Origin of the sequence: Paenibacillus taichungensis (genome assembly GCF_003287275.1) — a bacterium.
Lineage (GTDB): Bacteria > Bacillota > Bacilli > Paenibacillales > Paenibacillaceae > Paenibacillus > Paenibacillus taichungensis_A.
Genome location: NZ_QEVW01000006.1, coordinates 481,076 through 505,733 on the forward strand (window position 1 = coordinate 481,076; position 24,658 = coordinate 505,733).

The following is a 24,658-nucleotide window of genomic DNA, read 5'->3' on the forward strand; positions in this document are numbered from 1 at the left end:
AATCCTGCTTTCTATCTATATTCTAACCTATATCCACTCCAAACGGTTAACATACCAAGAAAAAGAAATAAGGCTCCCATTCATGGAAAGATGTGTATATGCCTCCTTAGACTGTACCGGTACAATTAAAGTAAACTAGTATATTCATTTCATCCTTTCACTTTTAGAATGAATTCAGGGCAGCAGTTTATAACAAGTCCACTACATGACTCGAGGTGATCTGGATGAATGTTACATTGAATCCATCTGAAATACAGGCCTATCTGAAACGGATAGGCATTCATAATATCAAAGAACCCACACTGGCATTCCTATCTGAAATCCAGCAGGCACATGTGCATTATCTATCCTGGCAAACGGTCGATATTTTTGCAGGTCAGCCTGCGGGCATTGATCTTCAAGAATCGATCCAGCTTATATTGCAGGGCCGCAGTGGTTACTGTTTTCATCTAAATGGCGCTTTCAGCGTTCTGCTTCGCTCTCTGGGATTTACGGTGCATTGGCATCGTGCCGGAGTTCAGCCATACGGAGAGCAGCCACGTGTGAACTCGTTCCATCTCGGTCTGTCTGTCTCTTTGCCAGATGCAGACCCGAATGTGGAACGTTGGATTGTGGACGTCGGTCTGGGCGGCATGCCCTTTGAACCGCTTCCCCTTCGTTATGGAACCTACGGATCGGCCCCGTTTACGTATACATTAATGCCTTCATCCGTTGCTCCTGGCGGATGGAGACTTGAATATGAGCCGAACGGGCCAAGTGAGGGTGTCGACTTCGCTCCCGAAGAGCTTACCAGCCTGAAAGAGTTCATTCCCAAGCATGAATTCTACAGCCAGTCAGCCGATTCGCCTTGGCATAACGCATTTTTGCTCCGTCAAAGGCATGCTCTCCAAAGCAGCGAACTACGTGGATGTATGCTCCGGACGCATGACCGCGATGGTATTCGCAAAATGGAGATTCAAACCTACACTGAGTGGAAAGACGTATTGGCTGAGAAGTTCTATGAACCGTTGTTGAATTACACAGAACTTGAACGTAAAGAAATGTGGGAACGGGTACAAGCTGCACATGAAGAATGGAAAAGAACACAGCAGGTATGAAGCGGCACGGGCAGACCCAATAAACCGATGATTATAAAGGAAAGTATGCAATCCATGCCGAATACATCGGTCAGGTGATAAATGATGATAACTATTCAAGTTCTTCAAGTTCCGGCACAACTGCCGGAGTCATACTGGAATCTTTTTCTGTCGCGAGTATCTGAGGAAAGACGAGGACAAGCTGCACGTTTTGTACATCAGGCGGACGCCTATCGCTCTGTTCTGGGCGAAGTGTTGACCCGTGTGACGCTAAGCAAGTTGACTGGCCTAAAGCCGGGAGATCTTTCCTATACACGTAACCAATACGGCAAACCTTCCCTCAATCTCAGTCACCATGCTGGTGTTCAATTTAATGTCTCGCACTCTGGCGATTGGATTGCATTAATCTCTGGCGGTGACGCTGATCTGGGTGTGGATGTGGAAAAAATAGCGCCCATCGATATGAAGATTGCAGAGCGTTTCTTCTCTCTCACAGAGAGCGGATTTCTGGCTGAGGAGCCTGCCGAGATGCAGCTGGAGACCTTCTACCGTTTATGGACGCTGAAGGAAAGCTACATCAAGGCCGTAGGCATGGGCCTGTCCATGCCTCTTGATTCATTCTCCATGATTCGTAATGCTCCTGGTAACTGGCACTCCCCAGAAGCAGCCGCTTATGCATTCCTCAGCCTGCGACTGGATCACGGGCATATGTTAGCCGCATGTTCCGCAGGAGAAGATTTACCTGCCCAGCCGGATGTCATCACAATCGAAGAGTTGTATCAGGCATTATTATGAAGGAGGGGTTACAAACCCCTCTCTTCCAATAACAATCATGCTTAAAATCCCTGGCGAGCCCGCCAGGGATTTTTTCAAAACTTGGGACTATTGTGATTCCTGTGTCAATGATGGAGATTTCTTTTGCCTCCGAAAGAGACCCTGACCGCTGTTTTTCCGTATCGTTGCAGCCGCGTCAACATCACTGATTTTCAGGGCAAAGCATAGACCAATCAACAAAAACGTAGCAGCCCCCAGCAAAGCCAACCGGTAAGCCAGCATATTGGGCTCCATCGCTCCAGCCGCAGTAACCGTCGTTGTACCCACGCCAGCCAGAACAGCAGACAATAACGCCATTCCGATCGCGGAACCCAGCCGATTTTGCACCGTGAACCAGGTGGAGGCTCGTCCCATGGAAGGAGGCGGGATTTGGGCAAACGAGGCAATCTGCACTGCGCCTACCGTCTGTCCCAGGAAAATCCCTACGCCAAACAATAAGGAACGAATGAACCACGGATTTGTATCCACTGTGATCTGACTAAGCGTTATGAAAATGATAGCCGTGCAGATCAGACCCATGGATATCAGCTTACGCGGACCCAGCCGCGGATATGTCCAGGGCACAAGCTGCGAAGCGATCATAAGTCCCAAAGCTTCCGGAAATGTGGTTAGCCCTGTCTCCAGCGCAGAGGCGTTTAGCACGTTTTGATACATCAACGGAAATACATACAACATGCCCAGCAGACCCGCTGCTCCGCATACGGATACCAGACCCGAATAGCGGAATAAACGGTCTCTCAGCAAACGCAGATCAAGCAAAGGCTGCTTCGCGCGCAGTTCGGCAAACACGAGCAACGTGAGCAGGATGATCCCTGTAAGGCCGGCTCCAATAATAAGAGGGGAAGTCCACCCTCGCAGCGGACCCTGACTAAGAGCGTACATCGTCAGGGCGAGTCCTGGGGCAGATAATAACCACCCCGGTACATCCAGTCGACCGGCTCCCTGTTCTTTGTGCTCCTTCAGATAAATCATTCCGAAGATTACCGCTGGAATGCCGACGGGCAGATTCACATAGAAGATCCATCGCCAGGAGAGCTGGTCCACAATTAATCCGCTCACAATCGGCCCCAGGGCCGGGGCCAGCGCGATCGGCAGTACGAGCATTCGGGATACCTTGGCCCGTTCCTGGGGAGGAAAGGTTCGAAACAGCATCGCCATCCCTACTGGCGTAAGCAGACCACCCCCTGCACCCTGCAAAATGCGAAAGAACGTCAGCGTACTTAATTGATCAGCCGTCGCACACAGTGCAGAAGATACCGTAAATAGTGCCAGTGCCGATAAGAAAACTCGTTTCGTTCCCCAGCGATCACCAAGCCACCCAGCGACAGGCAGGAATACAGCCAAACTCACCAGATAACCCACATTCAAGGTACCCGAAGCAGCCGGGGGAATCCCCAGCTCCTCACTAATGGTCCGTAATGCTACGTTCAAGACCGTTCCATCCATGGCCACCATAAACATCGCCAACACGTAGACGATGCTGACAATGACCTTGGGATTCAGATCGAATTTCATCTGCTAGCCTCATGAACAGCTCCGGGCATACCGATTTCATCACAGAGACTTAACGGTTTCAGATCGGTCCATTGCTCAGCGATGTAATCGAGACATACCCGGCGCTTGGCCTTGCCAAGCATCACGGTCCAACCTGCAGGCACTTCAAGGGAAGCCGGCCAGAGGGAGTATTGCCCCTCCTCATTGATTAACACCAGATAGTTGCTGTCTTCATATTCAAATGGGTTGCTCATCGCCTTATCCTCCTATTTATGTTGAATTTCGCGCTTGTTCAGCTCCTCCAGCTTGGCGGCCAGTGTTCGGCAGATTTCCTCCAGAGGCCCAGGCTGACAGAGGTCCTTGTGACGGCAAGCGATATCATGACGTTCCAATTGGCCCCCGATGTATTCATTCCACATTTCCGGTTCAATCGGGTCGAACCAGTCAGGAATAATGGTGGAACGGAAGAAGATCAGATCCCCCTCGAATCGGGATGGCGTGTAGGCTCCCAAGATCCGTACGGAATTTTCATAGGTCTTCCGCAGTTTCATGATCGTCTCTTCGTCCAAACTTGCCAGCGCACTGCCCTCACTGCGCAATATGCGCATAGCCGTTGCCATATCCAGCGGCCCATCTCCAATGCTATCCGGATCATAACCACCCAGTGCAAGCAGTGCCGTTAAGGCTTCTTCCTCATCCGGTTCTCCGCGAATCGGCAGATAGTGGCTCGGATACGCATCCAGCATGGCGAGAAACTCCACTTCTTCCCCTTCCAATTGCAGTTGTACCGCCATAGCCTGCGCAACGTTGCCTCCAAGAGACCAGCCCAGCAGACGGTAAGGTCCCTCAGGCTGTACCGAGCGGATATGGCGGATGTAGTCTGCTGTCATATCTTCCAGTGTAGACGGAAGTTCCTCGTACTCAGCAATTCCTCTGGCCTGTAACCCATAGAGTGGATACTCCATGCCCAGATGTTTCATCAGCCCGGCATAGCACCAGCTAAGTCCTCCTGCGGGATGGACACAGAATATAGGCAGATGCTCTCCATGCGTTCTGAGCGGCAATAGAACTTGAAGCGAGCTTTTTCCGGAATCCGAATCCATCTCCAGTCGCTCCGCCAGTCCCGCTACGGTAGCTGTTTCGAACAAAATACCGATGCCCGGTTCCCGTCCCATCGCTTCACGGATACGACTCATCAAGCGAACAGCCAGCAGCGAATGGCCACCCAGCTCGAAGAAACTGTCGTCGATACTCACACTCCGCATGCCCAATACTTCGGCAAACAAATCACAGAGGATCTCCTCTTGCGGGTTGCGAGGCGCTCTGCCACCTGTCGTTAATTGCATGTCCGGTGCCGGCAGTGCCTTGCGATCCAGCTTGCCATTCGGTGTAAGTGGCAGGCTCTCCAGCGTTACAACCGCAGATGGAACCATATAATCCGGAAGGCTGGCAGACGCATGACGACGCAAAGCAGTCGATTCCGGTACTGTCCCTGTATCCGAAGCCGGAACGATATAAGCTACAAGACGTTTATCCCCCGGTTGGTCTTCACGGACAATTACAGCAGCCTGTGCGACGCTTGAATGCCTCGCCAGCACCGCCTCAATCTCGCCAAGCTCAATGCGGAATCCCCGTATTTTCACCTGCTGATCCGCTCGGCCCAAATAATCAAGCGAGCCATCATGCAGACGCTTCGCCAAATCTCCTGTCCGGTACATACGAGTCCCTGGCGGACCGTATGGATCAGCAACGAATCGCTCAGCTGTAAGATCAGGTCGATTCCAATAACCACGGGCCAGACCTGCCCCGGCTACATACATTTCTCCGGTTACTCCTGTCGGTACAGGCTCCAGTTGATCATCCAGCACGTATACCCGAAGATCCGGTATGGCGCATCCAATCCAGCTGCTCGCACCTTCCGTAGAACTACCTGCATGCAGTTCCTTGTAGCTGACGTGAACCGTCGTCTCGGTGATGCCATACATATTGATGAGTTTTGGCGCATCATCAGCATGACGTTCATACCAGTCATCCAATCGCCCAAGCTCCAGCGCCTCGCCTCCAAAAATGACATAACGGAGTGCAAGCTGCTGTCCCCAGGCCGGATTTTCCCGGTCAGCCTGCATAAGTTGGTAGAACGCAGATGGCGTCTGGTTCAATACGGTCACCTTTTGCTCAGCGAGCAATTGCAGGAACGCTCCAGGTGAACGGCTGATTTCATGAGGAACAACGACTAATCGCCCTCCATGCAGCAGCGGCCCCCAGATTTCCCAGACGGAGAAGTCAAATGCATAAGAGTGGAACAAGGTCCACACATCACTCGCGTCAAAGTGGAACCAGTGCTGCGTGGCATCCAATAAACGGATGACATTGGCATGCGGAATCACGACCCCTTTGGGCTTGCCTGTCGAACCTGAGGTATAGATCATGTAAGCCGGACTCAGTGGTGTTACACGCCCATTGCGTTCACGATCCGCAGGGTTTCGATCATCCAGCATCCCCAATTGCTGCAAAGTATGCGAATCGTCCATATTAATACACTGAATTTCCGATACCTGTGGAAGCAAGGTGAATACCTCTGTACTCGTTACCATGACTTTCGGTGCTGCATCTGTCAGCATATGTGTCAACCGATCTGCCGGATAATTGGGGTCGAGCGGCAGATAAGCGGCTCCTGCTTTTAACACAGCGAGAATGCCCACAACCATTTCAACGGAGCGAGGTAAGGCCAGCGCTACCATATGCTCGGGTCCCACGCCTTGAGCGATTAGTAATCTGGCAAGCTGATTGGCTCTTGCATTCAGCTCCCTGTAATTCAAGGTAATATCCCCACAGGTCATGGCAGTCGCACCCGGATGAGCCGCTGCTTGTATTTCAAAGCGCTCGGCTATGGTCAGTTGTGCATCCTCACTCAGCGTAAAGGACCATTCTTTTTCAAGCTGTGCCTGCTCTGTCGGGGTCACGACATGAAATCTGCTGATTCGTTCATCCAACTGCTGCACGGCATCTTCAAGCACCTGCATCAATCGAATCACAAGTTCACCTGCAGTAGATTCCCGGAAGAGATCCGAACTATATTCCAGCACACCTTCAATTCCGCCTGGAGATCCGTTATGCTGACGCTGCTCTGTCAGCTCAAGGGTTAGATCAAATTTGGATGATCCCACACCATGCATGCGGGTTTCCGCCGCAATACCCGGCAGTTCAAGACGAATATCCGGTGTATTTTGCAGCACAAGCATCACTTGGAAGAGCGGATGTTTGGAACGGGATCGAGGCGGATTTAACACTTCAACCAACCGTTCAAAGGGTAGATCCTGATGTTCATATGCAGCCAGGTCGACTTCCCGCACACGGGCCAGCAGTTCGCGGAATGTTGGATCACCTGAAATGTCGGTACGCAGTACAAGAGTGTTAATGAACATTCCGACGACTTCATCCAACGCATCATCGCTCCGTCCGGCAATCGGTGTTCCTATCGCGATATCCGTTCCTGCTCCCATTCGGGTAAGCAGCAAGGACAGTGCCGAGTGCAGCACCATGAATAGGCTGACTTTATTCTCACGTGCGATGACCATCAATTGCTCATGCAAACGTTGACTGATCGTAAAAGGCACCGACCCACCGCGATAACTGGACACGACTGGACGGGCGTAATCTGTAGGGAATGTAACCTGCTCTGGTAAATTGGCCAGCTGGTTACTCCAGAATTCCATCTGTCTTGCAATCAGACTGTCCTGCTGTTTCTCATCCCCTAGAAATCTCTCCTGCCACACCGCATAGTCGGCATATTGAATGCGCAGCGGCTCCCAGGTAGGTGAAACACTCCGCAAGCGTGACGCATAAGCCTCCGACAGATCGCGGATGAGCGGTGACAATGACCATCCATCCCCTGCAATATGATGCAGCAGCAACAGCAGCACATGCTCATCCGGGCCAGTTCTGAACAACTCGGCACGGATGCCTGGTTCCGTGGATAGCTGGAAGCTGTAGCGTGACGCTTCTGTCAGAAGCTCGGGAAGCTCCCGCTCCGCAGCAGCGGTTATATTCAATTTCACTTTGACGTCAGCAGCATTCAGAATATGCTGGCTCGCAGAACCCATTTCAGGCGGATACAACGTTCGTAATGTCTCATGACGGTCTACAATATCCTGCAGGGCGTTCTCCAGAGCATCCGTATCCAGCCTCCCGGCCAACCGGGCAACCAGCGGAATGTTATACGTCGGATTGGCGCCTTCCAGACAATACATAAACCACAATCTTCGCTGGGCAAAGGAGAGCGGAAGCTCCCCCTGACGTGGAACAGGCTGAATAACAGGTCTCACCGATTTTGCCTGATCCAATCGTTTGGCCAGGCCTGCGGCGGTTGGAGCTTCAAACACACTGCCAATGGTCAGATCTGCACCGAATACATCACGGATACGTGCTGTAATTCGTCCAGCCAGCAGGGAGTGCCCACCCAGTTCAAAGAAATCATCGTCAATGCCCACACGACCAACACCAAGAATCTCGGCAAACAGACTGCACAGAATTTCCTCCTGTGGTGTGCGCGCCTCCCGCCCAGTGGCATTGGACTGCAAAGTAGGTACAGGAAGCCGTTTGCGATCAATCTTTTTATTCGGTGTCAGCGGCATCTCGGGCAGTAGCGTGAATGCAGAAGGCACCATGTAATCCGGCAATGCATCCGCCACGTAAGCTCTTAGTTCTGCCAGATCCATACGATTCTCGGGTTCAGACTCAGCCACTACATACGCAGCCAGTCGCTGGTTTCCCGGTTGGTCTTCGCGAGCCATTACCGTGACCTGAGCTACGCCAGGATACCTGGAGATTACGGATTCAATCTCGCCCAGTTCTATCCGAAAACCTCTAATTTTGATCTGATGGTCGGCTCGACCCAAATAATCGATAGAACCCTCTGGCAGCCATTTCGCCAAATCTCCTGTACGGTACATCCGACTGCCTGGCTGACCGAAAGGATTGGCTACAAAGCGTTCTGCGGTCAGATCAGGCCTACCCAAATACCCGCGCGCAAGCCCTTCACCTGCGATATACAGCTCCCCTACTACACCCGAAGGTACTGGCTTTAAGCTTTGATCCAGCACATATAGCTGCGTGTTGCGGACTGCCCCGCCAATGGATGGTTTCCCTTTCGCTCCTGTCTCCATTGATGCAGCCGTGGAATATATGGTCGTCTCGGTCGGGCCGTACTGGTTATTGACGTGGCACCCCAGTTCCTGCAAAGAAAGCTTCAGTTCCTCCGTCAGCGCCTCTCCTCCGGTAATCACGGTTAGCCCATTGAAATGCCCTGGCCGACTTGTCACCAAAGACTGCCATAACGTAGGCGTAGCCTGCATGATGGTGGTTCCCAGCTCTCTCATCTTCCCAGCCAGAGCTACCGGATCAAGAATCGTCTCTTTGTGTGCAATATCCAGACGGGCACCCGTCGTAAGCGGCAGAAATACTTCCAGTACGGATATGTCAAAAGCAATCGTGGTCACCGACAGCCAGTGGTCCTGTGGACCAACCTGTAGTCTCGTCTTCATATCCTCAAGCAGATTCGCCAGCCCCAGATGGGTTACGGCTACGCCCTTGGGCTTACCTGTAGAACCTGAAGTGTAGATAATATACGAAGGATTGAGTAGAGAAGCTGTACTTGTCAGATCATCACCTTCTGGATTACTTCCAGACTGACGACTCACTGCCGTAGCAGTATTCGGTTCATCCATGACCATCATCGGTACACTGGATGTTGTCGGTAGACTGAAAACATGGTCCATCACCGTCACCACGCAAGCAGGCTTTGCATCCTCCAACATGTAGATCAGACGTTCCTTGGGATAGTCAGGGTCAAGCGGCAGATAGGCGGCCCCCGTTTTGTGGACAGCTACAATGGCGATAACCACTTCCAGTGAACGAGGCAGAGCGATGGCTATCATCTGTTCCGGTCCTGCCTGATATCGTTGTATCAATTCATGAGCCAGCTGATTTGCCCGTTCATTCAGCTCCGCATACGTCAGGGATTCCCCTTCGAATGTTAGCGCCGTTGCAGAAGGCGTGCGGCGTACCTGCTGTTCAAGCCGTGCTGCCGAATTGCTTTCGCCCGTCACCTCTCCTTTTCCATTCCATGTCACCAATACTTGCTCGCGTTCGGCAGGGAGCAGCAATTCCAGTCGTCCCACCATTTCCATCTCCATGCCTTCCTGCATCACCAGGTTCAGAAGCTGCATATATCGAAGCTGATGGTTCAGCAGTTCGGAATCATTGTAGATAGACGGATTCGCATCAAAATCAATACTCAGCCCATGACCATGTCCTTGGTCCACCACATGAATGGACAGATCGTCTACCGGGCCCGTGGATAGGTTGTGAATCATGCCGCGCTGCCCCGCAAAGTTCAATTCATGATGGAATGGCATGACATTAATCATGGGTCCGAACAGGCGACGATTCTCTCCAAGCAGCTTCAGATCACGCCGCAGATCCTGGTGGCGATAGCGTTGATGCTTGCGTACCGCCCGAATCTCCTGCACAACTTGTTTCAGCAGCTCTGACACGGTCAGATGTGACTCTACGTTGAGACGCAGCGGAAGTACATTCATGACCATACCCGGAACCCGCAGGGATGTTGATCCCAATCGGCACATCACGGGCAGGGCCAGCACAACATCGGTCGCCCCTGTCATTCGGTGTACGTAAATGGCTGTTGCCGCTACAAACAAATCTGGCCAGGTCACACCGAACCTTGCCGCTGCCGCCTGCATTTGCTCGCGCTGTGGCTGTGTAAGCAGACCGCTCTGTCTCAGGAAGTAGGTGGAGGTTCGCGGAGCCCGTTCTCCCAGACTGACAACATCCGGTTCGTCTGCATATCGATCCATCCAAAACTGGCGATCCTGTTCTTTGTCCACGGAGCCAAGATAAGCCTCGTCTTCCTGAAGTACAGCCGTCCATGAGCCAAACGACGCCCCTTGCTGCGCTCGAGCTACAGCTTCTCCTCTTACACTTGCGGAGTACAGACTCGCAACTCTGCGGGTAATCAGCGAAACGCCGTACCCATCAATCGCGATATGATGAATGCGCTGGTACCAGTAATAACAATCAGGGCTCACCTGGAACAATGCCTCCGTGAAGAGTGGACCTGTCGCCAGATTGACGGGATGGGTCAGATCCTTTTTCATCCAGGCCATTGCTGCTGTGTGGGGCTCGGCTTCCTCCCTCACGTCGATGACATGAAATGTCCAATGATCCGGGTTGCTGTTCAAAGACTGCCAAGGACCTTGTTCATTTTCGCCATAAACCATATTCAGCGACTCTGCTTCCGCAACGGTCTGCCGCACACTTTCTTCGAATCGTTTGGCGTCTACGCTACCCTGGATGACCACATACTCGGCGGTGTTGTACATGGGATTGTCCGGATTCAACTGCTGAGCGAACCAGATGCCGGACTGTGCAGAGGACAGAGGCCAAGCCGTGTTCCGACTGTGCGACGTATGTACGGCCCCGCTCAAAAGTAGTCTCCGTTCGGGAGCACTTTGTTTCTGGCCTTATCCAGCAATGCCGCCCATGCAGCCAGTGTAGGCAGCTCCGCCAGATCCACGAACGTTACCCCCGCTCCTTCCACTCGAAAGCGCTCAGCCAGACTCATAATGCGAATGGAATCCAGGCCCCAGATCTGAATGAGATCATCGTGCTCTCCTATGTTGGCAGGCTGCTCCTGAAGCATCTCTCCGACCTGATTTCTTAATGCTTCCAACATCACTTGATCAACAACACGATGTCCATTCTGGAGCTTCTCCACCGCAGATGCCGTTTGCTGCCCAGCTTCCGATACAGCCACTTGAGCTGATGCCCGACTGGATTGATCCCCTTGCTCTCCCGCCTCCGCCTGAACTGCTCCTCCGAATCCATCTGTGGCAGAATGATGGAGAGTCTCCAGCAAACGTCCGGTTGTCAGTGTCACCGCGCAACGTTCGGAGGCATACGTCAGGGCCATGCGATGTTTTTCTGCCGAAAAATCAGCTACTGCATCCGCCACCAGGAATGCCTGAATGTCTCGCATAAAGGCTTCGCAGGAGGTCATCAGGCATCCGATATGAGCATAAATGCCGCAGACGATCAGTTGATCGCGGCCATCCCGCTGCATTAGTTCAAACAGTTCTGTCTTCTGGAAGGCACTGTATCGCCATTTGGTCATGAATGTATCCTGCGGAGCAGGTGCGAGTGCATCAATAATTTCTTTTTGTACAGGTCCTCCATCAATTCCTGCACCCCAAAAGTCCAGCTGTAACCCGCGCTGCTCCGGAGTCTGTCCGCCCGGTTGAGCGGAGTAAACCACTGGAATGCCAAGCTCATGACACTTCGAACGAAGCTGTGAAATATGATCGATCAGCTCCACAACAGGGGATTGTCCTGCCGTAAAGGCGTTCATAAAATATTGCTGCATATCATGAATCAGGAGTACCGAGCGCTTCGCATCCGGTGTCCACGTTACCTTGTTGACAGGAAGCTCCGATTCTACAGGCATTGCATAGGGTTGAATCTTTGGAAGTGCCATGAATATCCCTCTTTTCAGCTTTATTTATCACAACCATGTTCATCACTGCGCTGTGGTGCTATCTATCAGAAATAACAATCAGGATATGGGCTGTTTAGCCGTAATCATCTCGCGCAACGCTTTTTTGCTTACTTTGCCGACTTGAGTTTTGGGAAAAGACTGCACAAACTCAATCCGATCCGGTATTTTATAGCTGGCCAGACCCCGATTACGCAGAAAAGTTTTCACTTCGGCAGCTGACGGAGCTTCACCGCTCGGCACGATAAATGCACAGGAGCGCTCGCCCAGATATTCATCGGGCATAGATACCAACGCCGCATCATGTACGGCAGGATGCGCCAGCAGATGGTTTTCCACTTCCTCGGCTGCCACTTTATCGCCGCCACGGTTGATTTGATCCTTCGCCCGTCCTTCCACAACGAGATATCCATCAGCCGTAAGACTGGCAATATCTCCGGTACGATAGAATCCGTCGGTGGTAAACGATCTGGTATTATGCTCTTCTGCCTTGTAATAACCACGAATCGTATAAGGCCCTCGCGTCAGTAAATGCCCCGATTGTCCCTGTCCCACATCCATATCCTCGTCATCCACAATTCGTACTTCATCATACGGAGACATCGGCTTGCCCTGAGTGTTAACAATGACATCTAGCGGATCATCCAGACGGGTATAGTTCACCAGCCCCTCCGCCATGCCGAACACTTGCTGCAACGTGCAGCCCAGAACCGGTTGGACACGTGCAGCCACCTCGGCGCTGAATTTGGCTCCGCCAACCTGAAGCACCTCAAGTGAAGGAAGTTTAACCCCCCGGGTAGCCGCCGCATTCAACCATATGAGCGCAAGAGGCGGTACAAGAGATGTTATGGTCACCAGATGACGCTTAATGAGCGGGAAAGCTTCATCCGGACTGGACCCGCGTGACAGCACAATGGTTCCACCTGCGTAAAGCGTGCCCAGGAAGCCAGGTGAGCTCATCGGATAGTTATGTGCTACAGGCAGCACAGCGAGATAAACACTCTCGGGTGTGAGCCCGCAGACCTCCACACTTCTTCGCAAACTGTAGATGTAGTCATCATGGGTGCGGGGAATCATTTTGGACAGCCCGGTACTCCCACCAGACAGCTGTAGAAAAGCAACATCGGAAGAAACCGGCTCATGCGGCAGTGTGATCGGGTCTGCATAGACATCTTCCAGAGCCGTGAATCGCCCCGCGTCTCCTGCCACAAATACATGTCGAAGTTCCGGAATCTCTGCCTGAACCTCTTCGGCCAGCGTCCGGTAATCAAACCCGCCATCCTGATCCGGTATCACGTATGCTATGGCCTCAGAGAAGCGGGCGAAATACGTAATCTCACTCTTCCGGTGCAAGGGTAGTGCATATACAGGAAGTGCACCGATGCTGAATAAGGCAAAACACACCTCGATAAATGCCGTAATATTGGGCAGCTGGATAATAACCCGATCATACTGCCGTATTCCCTTGGCATATAAACCTGCAGCCAGACGATCCACCCGTTCGTTCAGCTCCGCATAGGTTAATTGTTGTTCGCCACTGATAACGGCTACCCGATTGCCATATAGGTCAGCTCGCTGGCGGAGCATTTCTCCAAACGTAATTCCTTCCCAGCAGCCTTCCTGACGATAACGTTCGGCAACTTCCTCAGGCCAGGCCTGAAATCCTGACAGCATCATTCATTCCTCCTTCATACTGGACACAGATGAATCCAAACCCATGGCGAGCAGCATGGTTCCGAATTTGGCTGAAGTCTCTGCCAGCTCCGCTTCTGCTGTAGAACCTGCCACAATACCCGCGCCAGCGAACAGTTTAAGCGTTTTTCCTTCCACTTCAGCACATCGGATCGTTACGGCCCACTCGCCGTCACCTTCGCTGTCACACCAGCCCACCATGCCGGTGAATAACCCCCGTTCAAACGGTTCCTGTTCCCGAATGGCTTCCCGAGCGGCCTGTACAGGCGTTCCACAGATTGCTGGTGTAGGATGCAGAGCAAAGGCAAGTTCCAGTGATGATGTGTTTACATCAGCAAGCTCCCCGTGGATTTCTGTAGATAAGTGCCACATGGTCCGTGTCTGGATCAAGGAAGGTTCTGCAGGAACGGATAACTGCTTGCACAGCGGACGCAGTGCTTCCGCCACAGCCTCAATGACTACTGCATGTTCATGCCGATCTTTGGCGGAAGCCAGTAGCGCTTCTGCACGGCGACGATCCTCAGCCGGATCTTCACTCCGGGCAGCAGATCCAGCAAGTGGATTGGCTCTTACTTTGGACCCTTTCCGGGTAACCAGTAATTCGGGACTCGCTCCGATATAAGTCCGATGGGTTTCATTTCCCTCCTCAACACTGGCGCGTTTATCCGTTGTTATATAACCTTTTGCTAGAGAGAGATTGGTCATCGGAACAGCAAATGTATATCCGTGTGTGTTATCCCTGAACAAATTACGGAGTAACTGATGTGTGTTCACTAACGCCTGTGAAGTCACATGAAGTGTACGGGATAACACAACTTTGTGGAGATCGCCTTGATTCAGATCCAACAAAACGTTGTTTACGCTTTGCTGAAATATGGCTCCGGCAGGTTCTTCACGCACCTCACAACCTACTGCGGCTGGGCGTTTTTCCACCGATGCTCTGGAGTCCGGGGATAAGGGTTCAGCCCATTGGATCTTCTCTGGCACAAACAGCTCCGCAGAAGAATGTATCGGATCGAACGGAATGGCGCCGACCACAATCGGCTTCGTCTGGCCCGAGCGTCTCCCCTCTTCCATCAACTGCTCCATCCGGTTAATGAACAGCTGCGTTTCTTCATTCCGCTTTTGTTCGGTAACATTAACCGCGCCCATGGAATCAGTTGTACTCCCTTCCGATACCTCCATGGCAGACCATCGAATTCGTTCCCCTTGCGCCAGCAAGGTATGTTGCGGTGAAGACCAGAAAAAGGACGTCCCCTCCCGATATTGTTCCAGAAGGTGTAAGGCGGAAGTTGCAGCAACCGTACCCGCTTTTGACATGATTATCATCTCCTTATCTTGATTCAGGCACCTAGCGTGGCGCCTCCGTCCACACACAATTTATGCATCGTAATATGTCTAGCCTGATCCGATACCAAAAAAAGCACACTATCCGCGATATCCGATGGCAACGCCAGCCTGTTCAGTGGAATGCCCAGTCGATATGCTTGTGGGGAACCGGCGATGACGGCCTCTGCTCCCTGCTCATCCGCCCACAATGCACGCTGCATATCGGTATCCGTCGAACCTGGAGATACAATGTTACAGCGGATATGGTCTGAGGCATATTCAAGCGCCAAACATTTGGTGAACATGGTTGAAGCTGCTTTGGAGGCTACGTAGGCAGACATGTGCATCCGGGGCACGCCAGAAGCATTTGAACCGACAGTAACAATCGCCCCCGATTGACGTTCGGCCATGTATCGCACCACAGCACGTGACATGTAAAATACACCATGTGTATTCACATCAAAAGTTCTTGTCCATTCTTCATCACGGAGCTCACTCACAGCCCCTGTGTATAGTACTCCCGCTGCATTCACCAGAATGCCAATCGGACCTAATGTCTTCTCAATACGCTGGATTGCATCTTCAACGGATTGACGGTTAGATATATCCATAGGACAGGCTGTTGCCTGATGACCCTGACTATGCAGATCTGTGACCAGTTGATTCAACTGATCCTCACGTACGTCGAAAGCTGCAACAATAGCGCCCTGTTCGGCAAGCAATCTTGCCACGGCTTCACCGATGCCTTGCGCAGCACCGGTGACTATGGCTACTTTTCCATTAACTCCTGTGTAACTCACTCCTGTTCCTCCCTTGCATTACAGCTCCCTCTCCTGTCGGAGAGATATGTTGACCTGCTGAACCCGATTGGATCATCCGTAAATCCGTAACATTTCTGTCCACTTGCCTTTCGCCCAATCTCCCATACCGACACCTCTGATTATGAAATACTGTTCGTCACTTTCCTCTTACGACTCCGGGCTGCAGGCAAAACGAATCGTACGACTAATCAGAAACGGCAATACGGATACATGATTTTCTTCTTCAAACTCGGTATATTGAATGTCCAGACCCGGCAGATTCAGCGCAGATAATCGTTCTGTAAGACTCGAAGCCTTATCATTGTTACGCGCAGGATGTGTCTTCTCCTGTTCACCCATGCCAATCCACACCTTGACGTTCACCGGATGCTGCTCCAGCCGTGCGACAAATTCCTGTTCCTCCGCCTGCATGACGTTCTGATTCCAGTGAAGGGAAGGACTGCCGGCAATGTAATAGCGGAAAGCTTCCGGTTTCTTGAACAACGTATGCAAAACGAACAATCCACCAAGGGAATGACCAAAAATAGCCTGTCTGCTCCGGTCAATCCGGAACTGCTGTTCCATATCCGGCTTCAGCTCTTCTTCAATAAACTGCAAGAATTCATCGGCTCCACCCTGCTTCGGTAAAGGCGTTCCATCCGAATTCTGTGTATATTCTGTTGTCGCTTGCGGGGTAAAGTCATAGTAACGGTGCGGTGAAAAAGGGCCCGCCGTTGGATACCCGATGCCAACAACAATGGCCGGAAGTGCTCCGGTCTTCTCCGGTCTGCGGCCCTGTACACGAACGGCCTCCACCATGGTGCCAAACACCGAGTTGGCATCCAGCAGGTAGATCACCGGATATCCTGATGGCGGTGGCGCTTCTGCCGGTTGGAATACCATGATCTGATAGGCATGATTGCCGCTCTGTGATTTCATGGTCCATTGTTCGGCACGTGGAATCTGTACGGTACTGCGTGCGATATGTTCAAGGGTGCCAGATGCGGGTTGATAGGGCTGAAACGTCATTACGGATGGTTCCTCCTCGTTGTTCTGCGTATATAAGTTGAATACTGAACTACACATATTTGTATGAGATTGATTCTCATTACCAATTATAAGAGAGTCCATCCTGCTGTCCCATGGACGATATCCAGAAATGATTTTGATTATCTCCATATTTCCACATTTCTGTAACTAGCCTGGTTACCCCTAAAAATAAAAAAACTCCCTCACGAAATACCTGAAACGCTGGAATTTTTCCAGTTGTTTCTGGCACTCCGTAGGGAGCTACATTTCTCATATTGTGATCAATACATCAATAGATTGTCTCTATTATTGCGTTAACGCCTTCAGCGTGTCGTCAATGACATGACCGTAAGCAATCAATCCGCCGCCCAGCCACGGAGCTGGCTCCACTGCGTATACATGTCCAGCTTTAACGGCTGGCATGCTATTCCATACTTTCGTATCCGTCATTTCCTTCATGCTCCCTGGACCCTGTTCCACCGTGAAAATAAAGTCGGCGTCAATCTCAGGCAACACCTCGGTCGAGACCGTTGCGCTGTTCTCCGTTTGCACCAGTGTTGGCTTGCCAAGTCCCAATTGCTGATATACCACGTAACCGCTAAAGTAGTTACCACCCATCATACTGATCCCACGAGGTGCAAAACGAATAATCGCTGCTTTCTTGCCCTCGGTCACTTTGGCGAGCTTGGCCTTGGCATCATCTACCTTGGCATGATACGTTTCAATGGCTTTTTCGGCCTCGGCCGTTTTGCCCAGCAGATCACCAATTACCTGCAAAGACTTCTCGACATCACCCGAAGCATTCGTAAATACGTAGGTTGGTGCAATTTTCGAATAACTCTCATATACACCGTTCTCGGCATATTGGGCCGTGTGTAGAATAATGAAATCCGGATTGTACGACATCAGTGCTTCAGGAGAAGGCAATCCACTGGAGAAATCCAGTGTTGGCACTCCGCTTAACTGATCCTGAAGGTAAACATGGCCTTGCGTACCACTCGCCCACTGAGCTACCGGTTTAACGCCTAGTGTCAGCAGAGAGTCTTCCAGATAAGGTGCAAAAACACGCTCTGTATGCTCAGGAACGATAACATCATGTCCCAGATCGTCTTTGACAGTTCGTTCACCTTTGGTTTCTTCCGTGTTCTCTTCGGATACAGCAGTCCCTGATGAGGTCGTAGTCGAAGCCTCCGTTGTTGGTTGCTCTTTCTGTGCTTCTCCCTCATTTTCTGATTTTGAGCCACAGGCTGATAGCAGACCCGTAATCAATACCAGTACGAGCAAGGCCGAGAAACCGGCACTACGAAATGGACGAACGGAACGGTGTCCGTTACCTTTTTTCTGTTGAAACATGACATATCCCCCTTGATAAACATTCTCATTTAGATAGATGGATTATATGTCATGTAGCCTGGGAATCACCATGGACGTTATCCAGATATACATTTGGACAATATCCCGTGAAAATCAGCAGCGCTTCATCCAGCATGCGCATCACACCTACGGCAGAGTAGTCAAACCAGGGATCACCTGTAATTAGATGAATCTGGTACTGCCTTACTGCCTTAAGCTGACGCCATACTGGCGAGTGTTGCAGACTGAGCCAGTAGGCACGTGATGCAGCTTCAGGACATACCATAACAAGAATCCGATCTGGATTTAGCGCAGCCAGTTGTTCCAAGGTTAACTGTGTGTTGGCCTGAACATCAGGGAACGTCTCCAGCTGTAATCCATTATTGTACAAGACTTCTTCAATGCCGGGATTTCGATACAGATACAGGTGCTGACCATACACTCGGACAACGATGACCTTCTCTTGGCCCACTTTCTGCTTTACGGAATCCCGTGCCTTCTCGACTCGCTGACTGTATACGCTAATCCACTGCTCTGCCTGTTCCTCCCGTTCCAGAAAAGCAGCAATCATGCGTAACTGCGCACGCCAATCCAAGTGATACTTCTGTACAAAACAACATGGTGCAATCTCAGCCAGCTTGGCCTGATCCTGTTCACCGATCTGGTCGGTACCCACAATAGCGTCCGGCCGAATATGAACCAACCGCTCCACGTTGGCTTCAAATCTCAAGCTGGTATAAGGGTCGGTCAGTCTCAAATGAGACTGAATCTCTGTTCGGTGCACGTTATAATAATAAGCGGTCCATTTGGGATCAATCGGCGCAGCGACAGGCATGACATTAAGCGCCAGCAGCTGTCCAATGATACTGGAGGAGCAGGTGGCGATTCGTTTCCTCGCATTTTTGGCATAATCCGAAGGAGATACGCCTACTTCCTTTTTAAATTTGCGGCTAAAATAATACTCATCGCTATAGCCTACTCTCAGTGCGATTTCACGGAGTTTGTACCCTGTTTCTTTCAGGTATCGTTTCGCACGATTAATGCGAAGATCGGTCAGATATTCCATTGCACTCTGTCCGTAGGTTTTCTTGAACAGATCCACGAAATATTTCGCACTGATATTGGCTTTGTGGGCGAGATCGGCAATAGACAATGGTTCGTCATAGTGCTCGTCCATATATACTTTTACCTTGGCAAGATCCGTCTTGGGACTGCGGCCGGTAACGGGCAAGTGCGCAGAGGTCTGCGAATCATTTTCCAGTAACATAAGGCCACTCCTTTCGATCTGCTTGATCGGTTTGATATGAAAATGTACAGGGCATTACAGCCGGTACTATATTAGACTAACGAAAATGATAATCATTATCAATTAAAATATCACATTCTTTTCCATTCAGTCAATCCATATATGGAAGAATGTACACAGTTCGATGTTATGACTATCCCGTAAAAGGCAAAAAAGCTAACTGCGTGTTTTGAGCACGAGTTAGCTTTTGAAGAGATAATATATGATTAGGTTTGAAGAATTTTGAATTGAATTAATCCCGGCTCCGCAGCTTCCCAAGCAAACGAATAATTTCAATATACAGCCATACCAGCGTAACCATTAATCCAAATGCACCGTACCACTCCATATATTTCGGAGCACCGTTGTCGGCACCACTTTCAATAAAGTCGAAATCAAGTACCAGATTCAGTGCGGCCACAATAACGATGACGACAGAAATCCCGATTCCGATCAGGCTGTTATCATGCAGATAGGGAACGGTAATCCCGAACAAACCAAGAACAAAACTGAGGAGATACATAATCATGATGCCTCCGGTTGCTGCGACAACCCCCAGCTTGAAATTCTCCGTAGCTTTAATCAGTCTTGTCTTGTATGCCATCAGCAGAGCAATAAAGACGGCCATGGTCAGCAAAGCAGCTTGCAGCGTAATGCCGTTGTACAAGTATTCATATGTAGCCGAGAGGGCACCGAGGAACATCCCTTCAGCCACGGCATAGATCGGCACAAGGTAAGGCGCTGCAACAGGTTTAAATGAAATAATCAATGCGAGGATAAAACCGACGATTGCCCCTCCATATGCAAGAGGAAGCACTTCCTGCCCATTGAAAAACATCATCCAGGATGCAAATGCACTGCCCAGCAGGATTACCAGCGTAATAAACGCCTTGTTTACCGTACCGTTGATCGTCATTCTGGTCTGATACCGGTCATCTCCATAACCTCTGGAGTCTTCAAACGTACTATCTTTGAGTGTAGGGTTACCGCTACGTCCGATCAAAGCAATCACCTCTTCTATGTATTTGGTTAATCCTGTATTACCATCTCTACGTTCTACATTGCCATTTCTACGAACTACATATTAAATTGCATATTGAAAAATAAAAATTCTAATGCTTCCAAGCAGACGTGGGATGCAATCCGCAGATCACACCCTTGTCTGTTGACGCAAGGCATAGGCTATATGTCCCAAAACTTTGCGAAAAATACTTTACACTTTATTCAGTACATTCCATCATTTGATTCCCATTCTTATCGCTCTTGGGGCACATTCGAGATACTTATTTGTACAACACTTTATCTACATTGTATTTCGCACGCATCGTGTTGATGATATAGGTCTCGTAAATTTCGCGATCCACCGGATCTTCAATAACGCACACTTCAATGGTGGTTACTTCCTCGCGGTGTGACTTCATTGGTGATACGGTATCTTCAAAATGCTTCTTGATGCGCGGTCTTAATTTTCGTGCTTTCCCGACAAATAACAACTCATCATCGGCATTGTAAAACATAAAGATACCGCCCTTTTCCCGCGTAATCAGGTGGAAATCGGTGAATCCATAAATGTGGCTAAGCTGTGGATCAGCCTGCTTCGTGATAATGACATCTGGTGTTGGCACAGTAATATTAATCAATAGGTTCACTTCCTCATTATCTATAGGTTTACATCCTATCATATATTATAAAGGGAAACCATTTCATTAATAAGAAGCAAGATTCAAGCTTTTTTCAACTATTACGACAAATATTTCAAAAAAAAGGTTAACTTCCCTGATTCAAAGTGGTACTATAGGGGTATGAGGAAGAATTTGGGCACTAAGACATATGTCTTTATATCTACTTCCGTCTATTGTACCCTATGATTGATCATCTTTTTCATACTGAATTCTGTTACGCGCGCACGACAAGAGTACAGTTAGCAAGAACTTAGCCTTATAGCTTTAAGATTCATCATCTAATCGACCCTTGCAGCAAGCAAACGTAGAAAGATCCTAGATTTACGAAGCTAGTATAGAATTGGATTGACCTAGAAAGCCTGCAATTATAGCCGTACGAGAGTAAATAGACACACGTAGAAGGACAGACAGCTATCGATCCTAGAGAGACTAGTCATGCAACGCCAACCTAGAAAGTTATAGCAGCAGCACTATAAAAGATGGATCACGTTTCACCCCAGCCCGGCATGATGCCAGGGCTTTTTTACGTTTTGCCCAAACAACTAACCACTCCCGCAGGGAAACAGAGGTATCGTGGTTCTTTCTGCGGGGGTTATAATATGGCAAGATAGCAAATAAGGGAGTGATGGGATGTATTCCGATCTGCAATTGACGGAGGACCGCCCTGTATATATACAAGTCAAAGATTATATGAAGCGATTGATGCTCAAAGGCGGCCTGCAAGCCAAACAAAAGCTTCCTTCTACCCGCGAACTCAGTACACTCATGAAAGTAAGCCGCAGCACGATTCTGCTGGCCTATGCTGAATTGGAGGAAGAAGGCCTGATCTACGCGGTCAAAGGAAAAGGCAATTACGTTAGTTCAACCATTGATGCACCTGAGGCAACGTCCGGGTGGCAGCTGGACTGGAACGAACGTGTCAGTGACTACGCAATTCAGGCGGAGCAATATGATCTGATGAAGCATGGCTCAGGATCGGAGCGCGGTGAGATTTCATTTACCAGCATTGCGCCCGATGAGAAGCTGTTCGACATGCACAATGTAAAAAGAGCCTTTCTCGACCGGATGTCGCTTGAAGGTGAAGTGCTGTTGAATTACGGATATGCGCAAGGCTACAGGCCTCTTATGAAGTATCTGCTGCAATATATGGAAAATAAAGGTGTTGACCTGACCGGCAAGGATATTCTGATTACCAACGGATTTACGGAAGGTTTTGATCTGGTACTGGGTGCACTTCGCAAAAAAAGCGGTAGGGCCCTGTGCGAAAACCCGACACACCATACCGCTGTTAAAAATCTGAGGCTTCATCAATTCCATCTCACCGGTGTGGATATGGAATCAGATGGTCTGAATCTGCGGCAGCTGGAACGGGAACTTGAAGCAAACCCGTATGATCTGGCCTATCTCGTACCCTCTTACCACAATCCAACCGGGATCGTCACATCACCTGCCAAACGGACAGAGATCATTCGGTTGATGAACCAGTACCATGTGCCGATTATTGAAGACGGCTTTAACGAGGAATTGCGGTATTCCGGTTCCCATGTCTCCCCTCTGATTGCCAGTGTGGGCAAAGGGAACGGACTCGTATATCTGGGTAGCTTCTCCAAGGTATTGTTTCCGGGACTGCGCGTAGGCTGGGTCATTGCGGATGCGGCGCTGATTGATTATCTGGAAAGCATGAAACGGGCGCGCAGCATTCATACCTCGACGCTGGATCAGTCACTGCTTTATCAATATCTGAGCAACGGCAATTTCGAGAAATATTTGAAGCGTGCCCGCACGGAGTACAAGCGAAAATATGAGCTGGTCGTTCGCTGCTTGCGGCAGTATCTGCCGATGTGTCGGGTTTCCGGTGAAGGCGGCCTTCACCTGTTCGTACAATTTCCATCAGAATACCGCACGAGGGAGCTGCTGGCGGCTTGCAAGGTAAAAGGCGTTACCTTCATGCCCGGGGATACCTTTTATCTTGAACCGGGTCAGGGACAAAACACGATGCGTTTGGGCTTCTCCCGGGTCAGCGATGAGAACATTCGCAAAGGCATTCGCATCATTGGCGAGACGGTTGCTCAAATGAGATGAGGAGGATTCACATGAAAGTTGGCGTTATTATGGGTGGCACATCTTCGGAGCGGGATGTTTCCCTGCTCACCGGACAGGAGATGATCAACCATCTGGATGGACAGAAGTATGAGGTTATTCCGGTGGAAATCAACAGCAAGCGTGATCTCATCGAGAAAGCCGCAGGATTGGATGTGGCACTGCTCGCTCTGCACGGCAAATACGGCGAGGATGGCACGATTCAAGGTACGTTAGAGTCGCTGGGCGTTCCTTATACAGGCTGTGGTGTACTCGCGAGCAGTGTATGCATGGACAAAGATATGTCCAAACGGCTCATACAGCATGCGGGTGTACCTACTGGCGAGTGGCTTCAGGTAAGCAGTCTGAATGAATTGTCATCAACCGCTGTGCAGCAGTTAACATATCCCGTTGTGGTAAAGCCCAATTCAGGTGGTTCCAGCATCGGTACACAAGTGGTGCAGGAACCCTCGGCTCTTCATGCGGCTGTAGAAGCGGCTCTCGTTTGGGACGAAGTCGTCATGATCGAGCAATATATTGAGGGCGAAGAGATTACCTGCGCCGTTCTGGATGGTCAGATGCTTCCTGTTATCTCGATTCGTTCAAATGCCGATTTTTTCGATTACACCTCCAAATATAATGACGGCGGCGCTGAGGAGCAGGTCGTCCAATTGCCTGCCGATTTGCATAAACGTGTAGAAGCGGCGGCATTAACCTGTTACCGGGTGTTGAAATGCAGTGTATATGCTCGCGTGGACATGATGATTCGAGATGGCATGCCCTATGTGCTTGAGGTGAACACGTTGCCAGGTCTTACCCGAAATAGCCTGCTGCCCAAAAGTGCAGCCGCTGCTGGTATTTCCTTTGCCAGTTTGCTGGATTCCATTATTGATCTCTCGTTAAAAGAACGTCAAAAGGAGGCAACGCGATCATGAGTCTGAATGTATCGATTCGTAACAGTACCCCTGAAGATCTGCAGGATATGGTCATTCTTATGGATCAACTCGGTTATCCAACCACGTATGCCGAGATGAAGGAGCGTTATTCGCACATCGCTGCGGATTCAAACTTTGCAACGTTGGTTGCCGAAGTCCGTGGCCGTGTCGTTGGATTGATTGGTCTACAGACATCTTACCTATATGAAAAAAACGGAAGACACTGCCGCATCATGGCTCTCATCGTGCATGATCAGTTCAGAAGCTCCGGCATCGGTCGTCAGCTTATTCTGGAAGCAGAGCAGTGGGCAGCCACTCATGGCGTGGATTCCTTATCTCTAAACAGCGGCAATCGCCCGGATCGTGAAGCTGCGCATGAATTCTACCAACAGATGGGCTTTACCGCGGGAAGTACCGGATTTAGCAAAAAGCCTCAGGCTTTGCAGCATAGCTGACTGTTTACAACGTAACATCAAAAAAACGCCCATTTCCAACACAAAG

17 protein-coding genes are annotated in these 24,658 nt (G+C 50.3%); 5 read left to right on the top strand and 12 right to left on the bottom strand.

Annotation, left to right across the window (positions count from 1 at the left end; all coding sequences use genetic code 11):
• Positions 1 to 224: 224 nt before the first annotated feature.
• A complete protein-coding gene (locus DC345_RS11335) occupies positions 225 to 1,097 on the top strand; it encodes an arylamine N-acetyltransferase family protein (protein ID WP_113053174.1) in 873 nt (290 codons plus the stop codon).
• Between the two features lie 84 nt (positions 1,098 to 1,181).
• Positions 1,182 to 1,871, top strand: a complete 690-nt coding sequence (locus DC345_RS11340; RefSeq protein WP_181586563.1) for a 4'-phosphopantetheinyl transferase family protein — start codon at positions 1,182 to 1,184, stop codon at positions 1,869 to 1,871.
• Between the two features lie 87 nt (positions 1,872 to 1,958).
• On the opposite strand, the gene DC345_RS11345 is transcribed toward DC345_RS11340, so the two are convergent.
• The 12 genes from DC345_RS11345 to DC345_RS11400 form a co-directional block, all read right to left on the bottom strand.
• Complete coding sequence (locus DC345_RS11345; protein WP_113053176.1) at positions 1,959 to 3,425, bottom strand: MDR family MFS transporter; 1,467 nt, start codon at positions 3,423 to 3,425, stop codon at positions 1,959 to 1,961.
• A complete protein-coding gene (locus tag DC345_RS11350; protein ID WP_072733826.1) occupies positions 3,422 to 3,658 on the bottom strand; it encodes an MbtH family protein in 237 nt (78 codons plus the stop codon). The genes DC345_RS11345 and DC345_RS11350 overlap by 4 nt, the downstream gene beginning before the upstream one ends.
• Before the next feature lie 12 nt (positions 3,659 to 3,670).
• A complete protein-coding gene (locus DC345_RS11355) occupies positions 3,671 to 10,909 on the bottom strand; it encodes an amino acid adenylation domain-containing protein (RefSeq protein ID WP_258530620.1) in 7,239 nt (2,412 codons plus the stop codon).
• Positions 10,906 to 11,955, bottom strand: a complete 1,050-nt coding sequence (locus DC345_RS11360) for an isochorismatase family protein (protein ID WP_113053177.1) — start codon at positions 11,953 to 11,955, stop codon at positions 10,906 to 10,908. Before DC345_RS11360 ends, DC345_RS11355 begins: the two co-directional genes overlap by 4 nt.
• Before the next feature lie 78 nt (positions 11,956 to 12,033).
• On the bottom strand, positions 12,034 to 13,647 hold the full coding sequence (locus DC345_RS11365; protein ID WP_113053358.1) for a (2,3-dihydroxybenzoyl)adenylate synthase: 1,614 nt from the start codon (positions 13,645 to 13,647) through the stop codon (positions 12,034 to 12,036).
• A 3-nt stretch (positions 13,648 to 13,650) separates the two neighbouring features.
• Positions 13,651 to 14,985 (bottom strand): isochorismate synthase DhbC, encoded by a 1,335-nt coding sequence (dhbC, locus tag DC345_RS11370; protein ID WP_113053178.1) that lies wholly within the window; start codon positions 14,983 to 14,985, stop codon positions 13,651 to 13,653.
• 23 nt (positions 14,986 to 15,008) lie between these two features.
• Entirely contained in the window at positions 15,009 to 15,794 is a 786-nt protein-coding gene (locus DC345_RS11375; RefSeq protein WP_113053179.1) for a 2,3-dihydro-2,3-dihydroxybenzoate dehydrogenase, read from the bottom strand.
• Between the two features lie 168 nt (positions 15,795 to 15,962).
• Positions 15,963 to 16,823, bottom strand: a complete 861-nt coding sequence (locus DC345_RS11380; protein WP_113053180.1) for an alpha/beta hydrolase — start codon at positions 16,821 to 16,823, stop codon at positions 15,963 to 15,965.
• Between the two features lie 306 nt (positions 16,824 to 17,129).
• Positions 17,130 to 18,176 carry an ABC transporter substrate-binding protein gene (locus DC345_RS11385; RefSeq protein WP_113053181.1) on the bottom strand — a complete coding sequence of 349 codons (1,047 nt, stop codon included), beginning with the start codon at positions 18,174 to 18,176 and terminating at the stop codon, positions 17,130 to 17,132.
• Between the two features lie 49 nt (positions 18,177 to 18,225).
• A complete protein-coding gene (locus DC345_RS11390) occupies positions 18,226 to 19,443 on the bottom strand; it encodes an AraC family transcriptional regulator (RefSeq protein WP_113053182.1) in 1,218 nt (405 codons plus the stop codon).
• Between the two features lie 271 nt (positions 19,444 to 19,714).
• On the bottom strand, positions 19,715 to 20,464 hold the full coding sequence (locus tag DC345_RS11395) for a Bax inhibitor-1/YccA family protein (protein ID WP_064641623.1): 750 nt from the start codon (positions 20,462 to 20,464) through the stop codon (positions 19,715 to 19,717).
• Positions 20,465 to 20,744: 280 nt separating this feature from the next.
• Positions 20,745 to 21,101 carry a nucleotide excision repair endonuclease gene (locus tag DC345_RS11400; RefSeq protein WP_090902968.1) on the bottom strand — a complete coding sequence of 119 codons (357 nt, stop codon included), beginning with the start codon at positions 21,099 to 21,101 and terminating at the stop codon, positions 20,745 to 20,747.
• Positions 21,102 to 21,773: 672 nt separating this feature from the next.
• On the opposite strand from DC345_RS11400, the gene pdxR reads away from it, so the two are divergent.
• The 3 genes from pdxR to DC345_RS11415 are packed head-to-tail and all read left to right on the top strand — an operon-like array spanning position 21,774 to position 24,612.
• Positions 21,774 to 23,225, top strand: coding sequence for a MocR-like pyridoxine biosynthesis transcription factor PdxR (gene pdxR, locus DC345_RS11405; RefSeq protein WP_113053183.1), 1,452 nt, complete (start codon positions 21,774 to 21,776; stop codon positions 23,223 to 23,225).
• Positions 23,226 to 23,236: 11 nt separating this feature from the next.
• Positions 23,237 to 24,157 (top strand): D-alanine--D-alanine ligase, encoded by a 921-nt coding sequence (locus DC345_RS11410; protein WP_113053184.1) that lies wholly within the window; start codon positions 23,237 to 23,239, stop codon positions 24,155 to 24,157.
• On the top strand, positions 24,154 to 24,612 hold the full coding sequence (locus DC345_RS11415) for a GNAT family N-acetyltransferase (RefSeq protein ID WP_258530621.1): 459 nt from the start codon (positions 24,154 to 24,156) through the stop codon (positions 24,610 to 24,612). Before DC345_RS11410 ends, DC345_RS11415 begins: the two co-directional genes overlap by 4 nt.
• Positions 24,613 to 24,658: the final 46 nt, after the last annotated feature.

What these genes read in the sequence shown, in the direction of transcription:
- DC345_RS11345 (WP_113053176.1), bottom strand. Translation starts at nt 3,425, where the DNA reads ATGAAATTCGATCTGAATCCCAAGGTCATTGTCAGCATCGTCTACGTG.
- dhbC (WP_113053178.1), bottom strand. Translation starts at nt 14,985, where the DNA reads ATGTCAAAAGCGGGTACGGTTGCTGCAACTTCCGCCTTACACCTTCTG.
- DC345_RS11385 (WP_113053181.1), bottom strand. Translation starts at nt 18,176, where the DNA reads ATGTTTCAACAGAAAAAAGGTAACGGACACCGTTCCGTTCGTCCATTT.
- DC345_RS11390 (WP_113053182.1), bottom strand. Translation starts at nt 19,443, where the DNA reads ATGTTACTGGAAAATGATTCGCAGACCTCTGCGCACTTGCCCGTTACC.
- DC345_RS11360 (WP_113053177.1), bottom strand. Translation starts at nt 11,955, where the DNA reads ATGGCACTTCCAAAGATTCAACCCTATGCAATGCCTGTAGAATCGGAG.
- DC345_RS11410 (WP_113053184.1), top strand. Translation starts at nt 23,237, where the DNA reads ATGAAAGTTGGCGTTATTATGGGTGGCACATCTTCGGAGCGGGATGTT.
- DC345_RS11340 (WP_181586563.1), top strand. Translation starts at nt 1,182, where the DNA reads ATGATAACTATTCAAGTTCTTCAAGTTCCGGCACAACTGCCGGAGTCA.
- DC345_RS11350 (WP_072733826.1), bottom strand. Translation starts at nt 3,658, where the DNA reads ATGAGCAACCCATTTGAATATGAAGACAGCAACTATCTGGTGTTAATC.
- DC345_RS11380 (WP_113053180.1), bottom strand. Translation starts at nt 16,823, where the DNA reads ATGACGTTTCAGCCCTATCAACCCGCATCTGGCACCCTTGAACATATC.
- DC345_RS11365 (WP_113053358.1), bottom strand. Translation starts at nt 13,647, where the DNA reads ATGCTGTCAGGATTTCAGGCCTGGCCTGAGGAAGTTGCCGAACGTTAT.
- DC345_RS11415 (WP_258530621.1), top strand. Translation starts at nt 24,154, where the DNA reads ATGAGTCTGAATGTATCGATTCGTAACAGTACCCCTGAAGATCTGCAG.
- DC345_RS11335 (WP_113053174.1), top strand. Translation starts at nt 225, where the DNA reads ATGAATGTTACATTGAATCCATCTGAAATACAGGCCTATCTGAAACGG.
- pdxR (WP_113053183.1), top strand. Translation starts at nt 21,774, where the DNA reads ATGTATTCCGATCTGCAATTGACGGAGGACCGCCCTGTATATATACAA.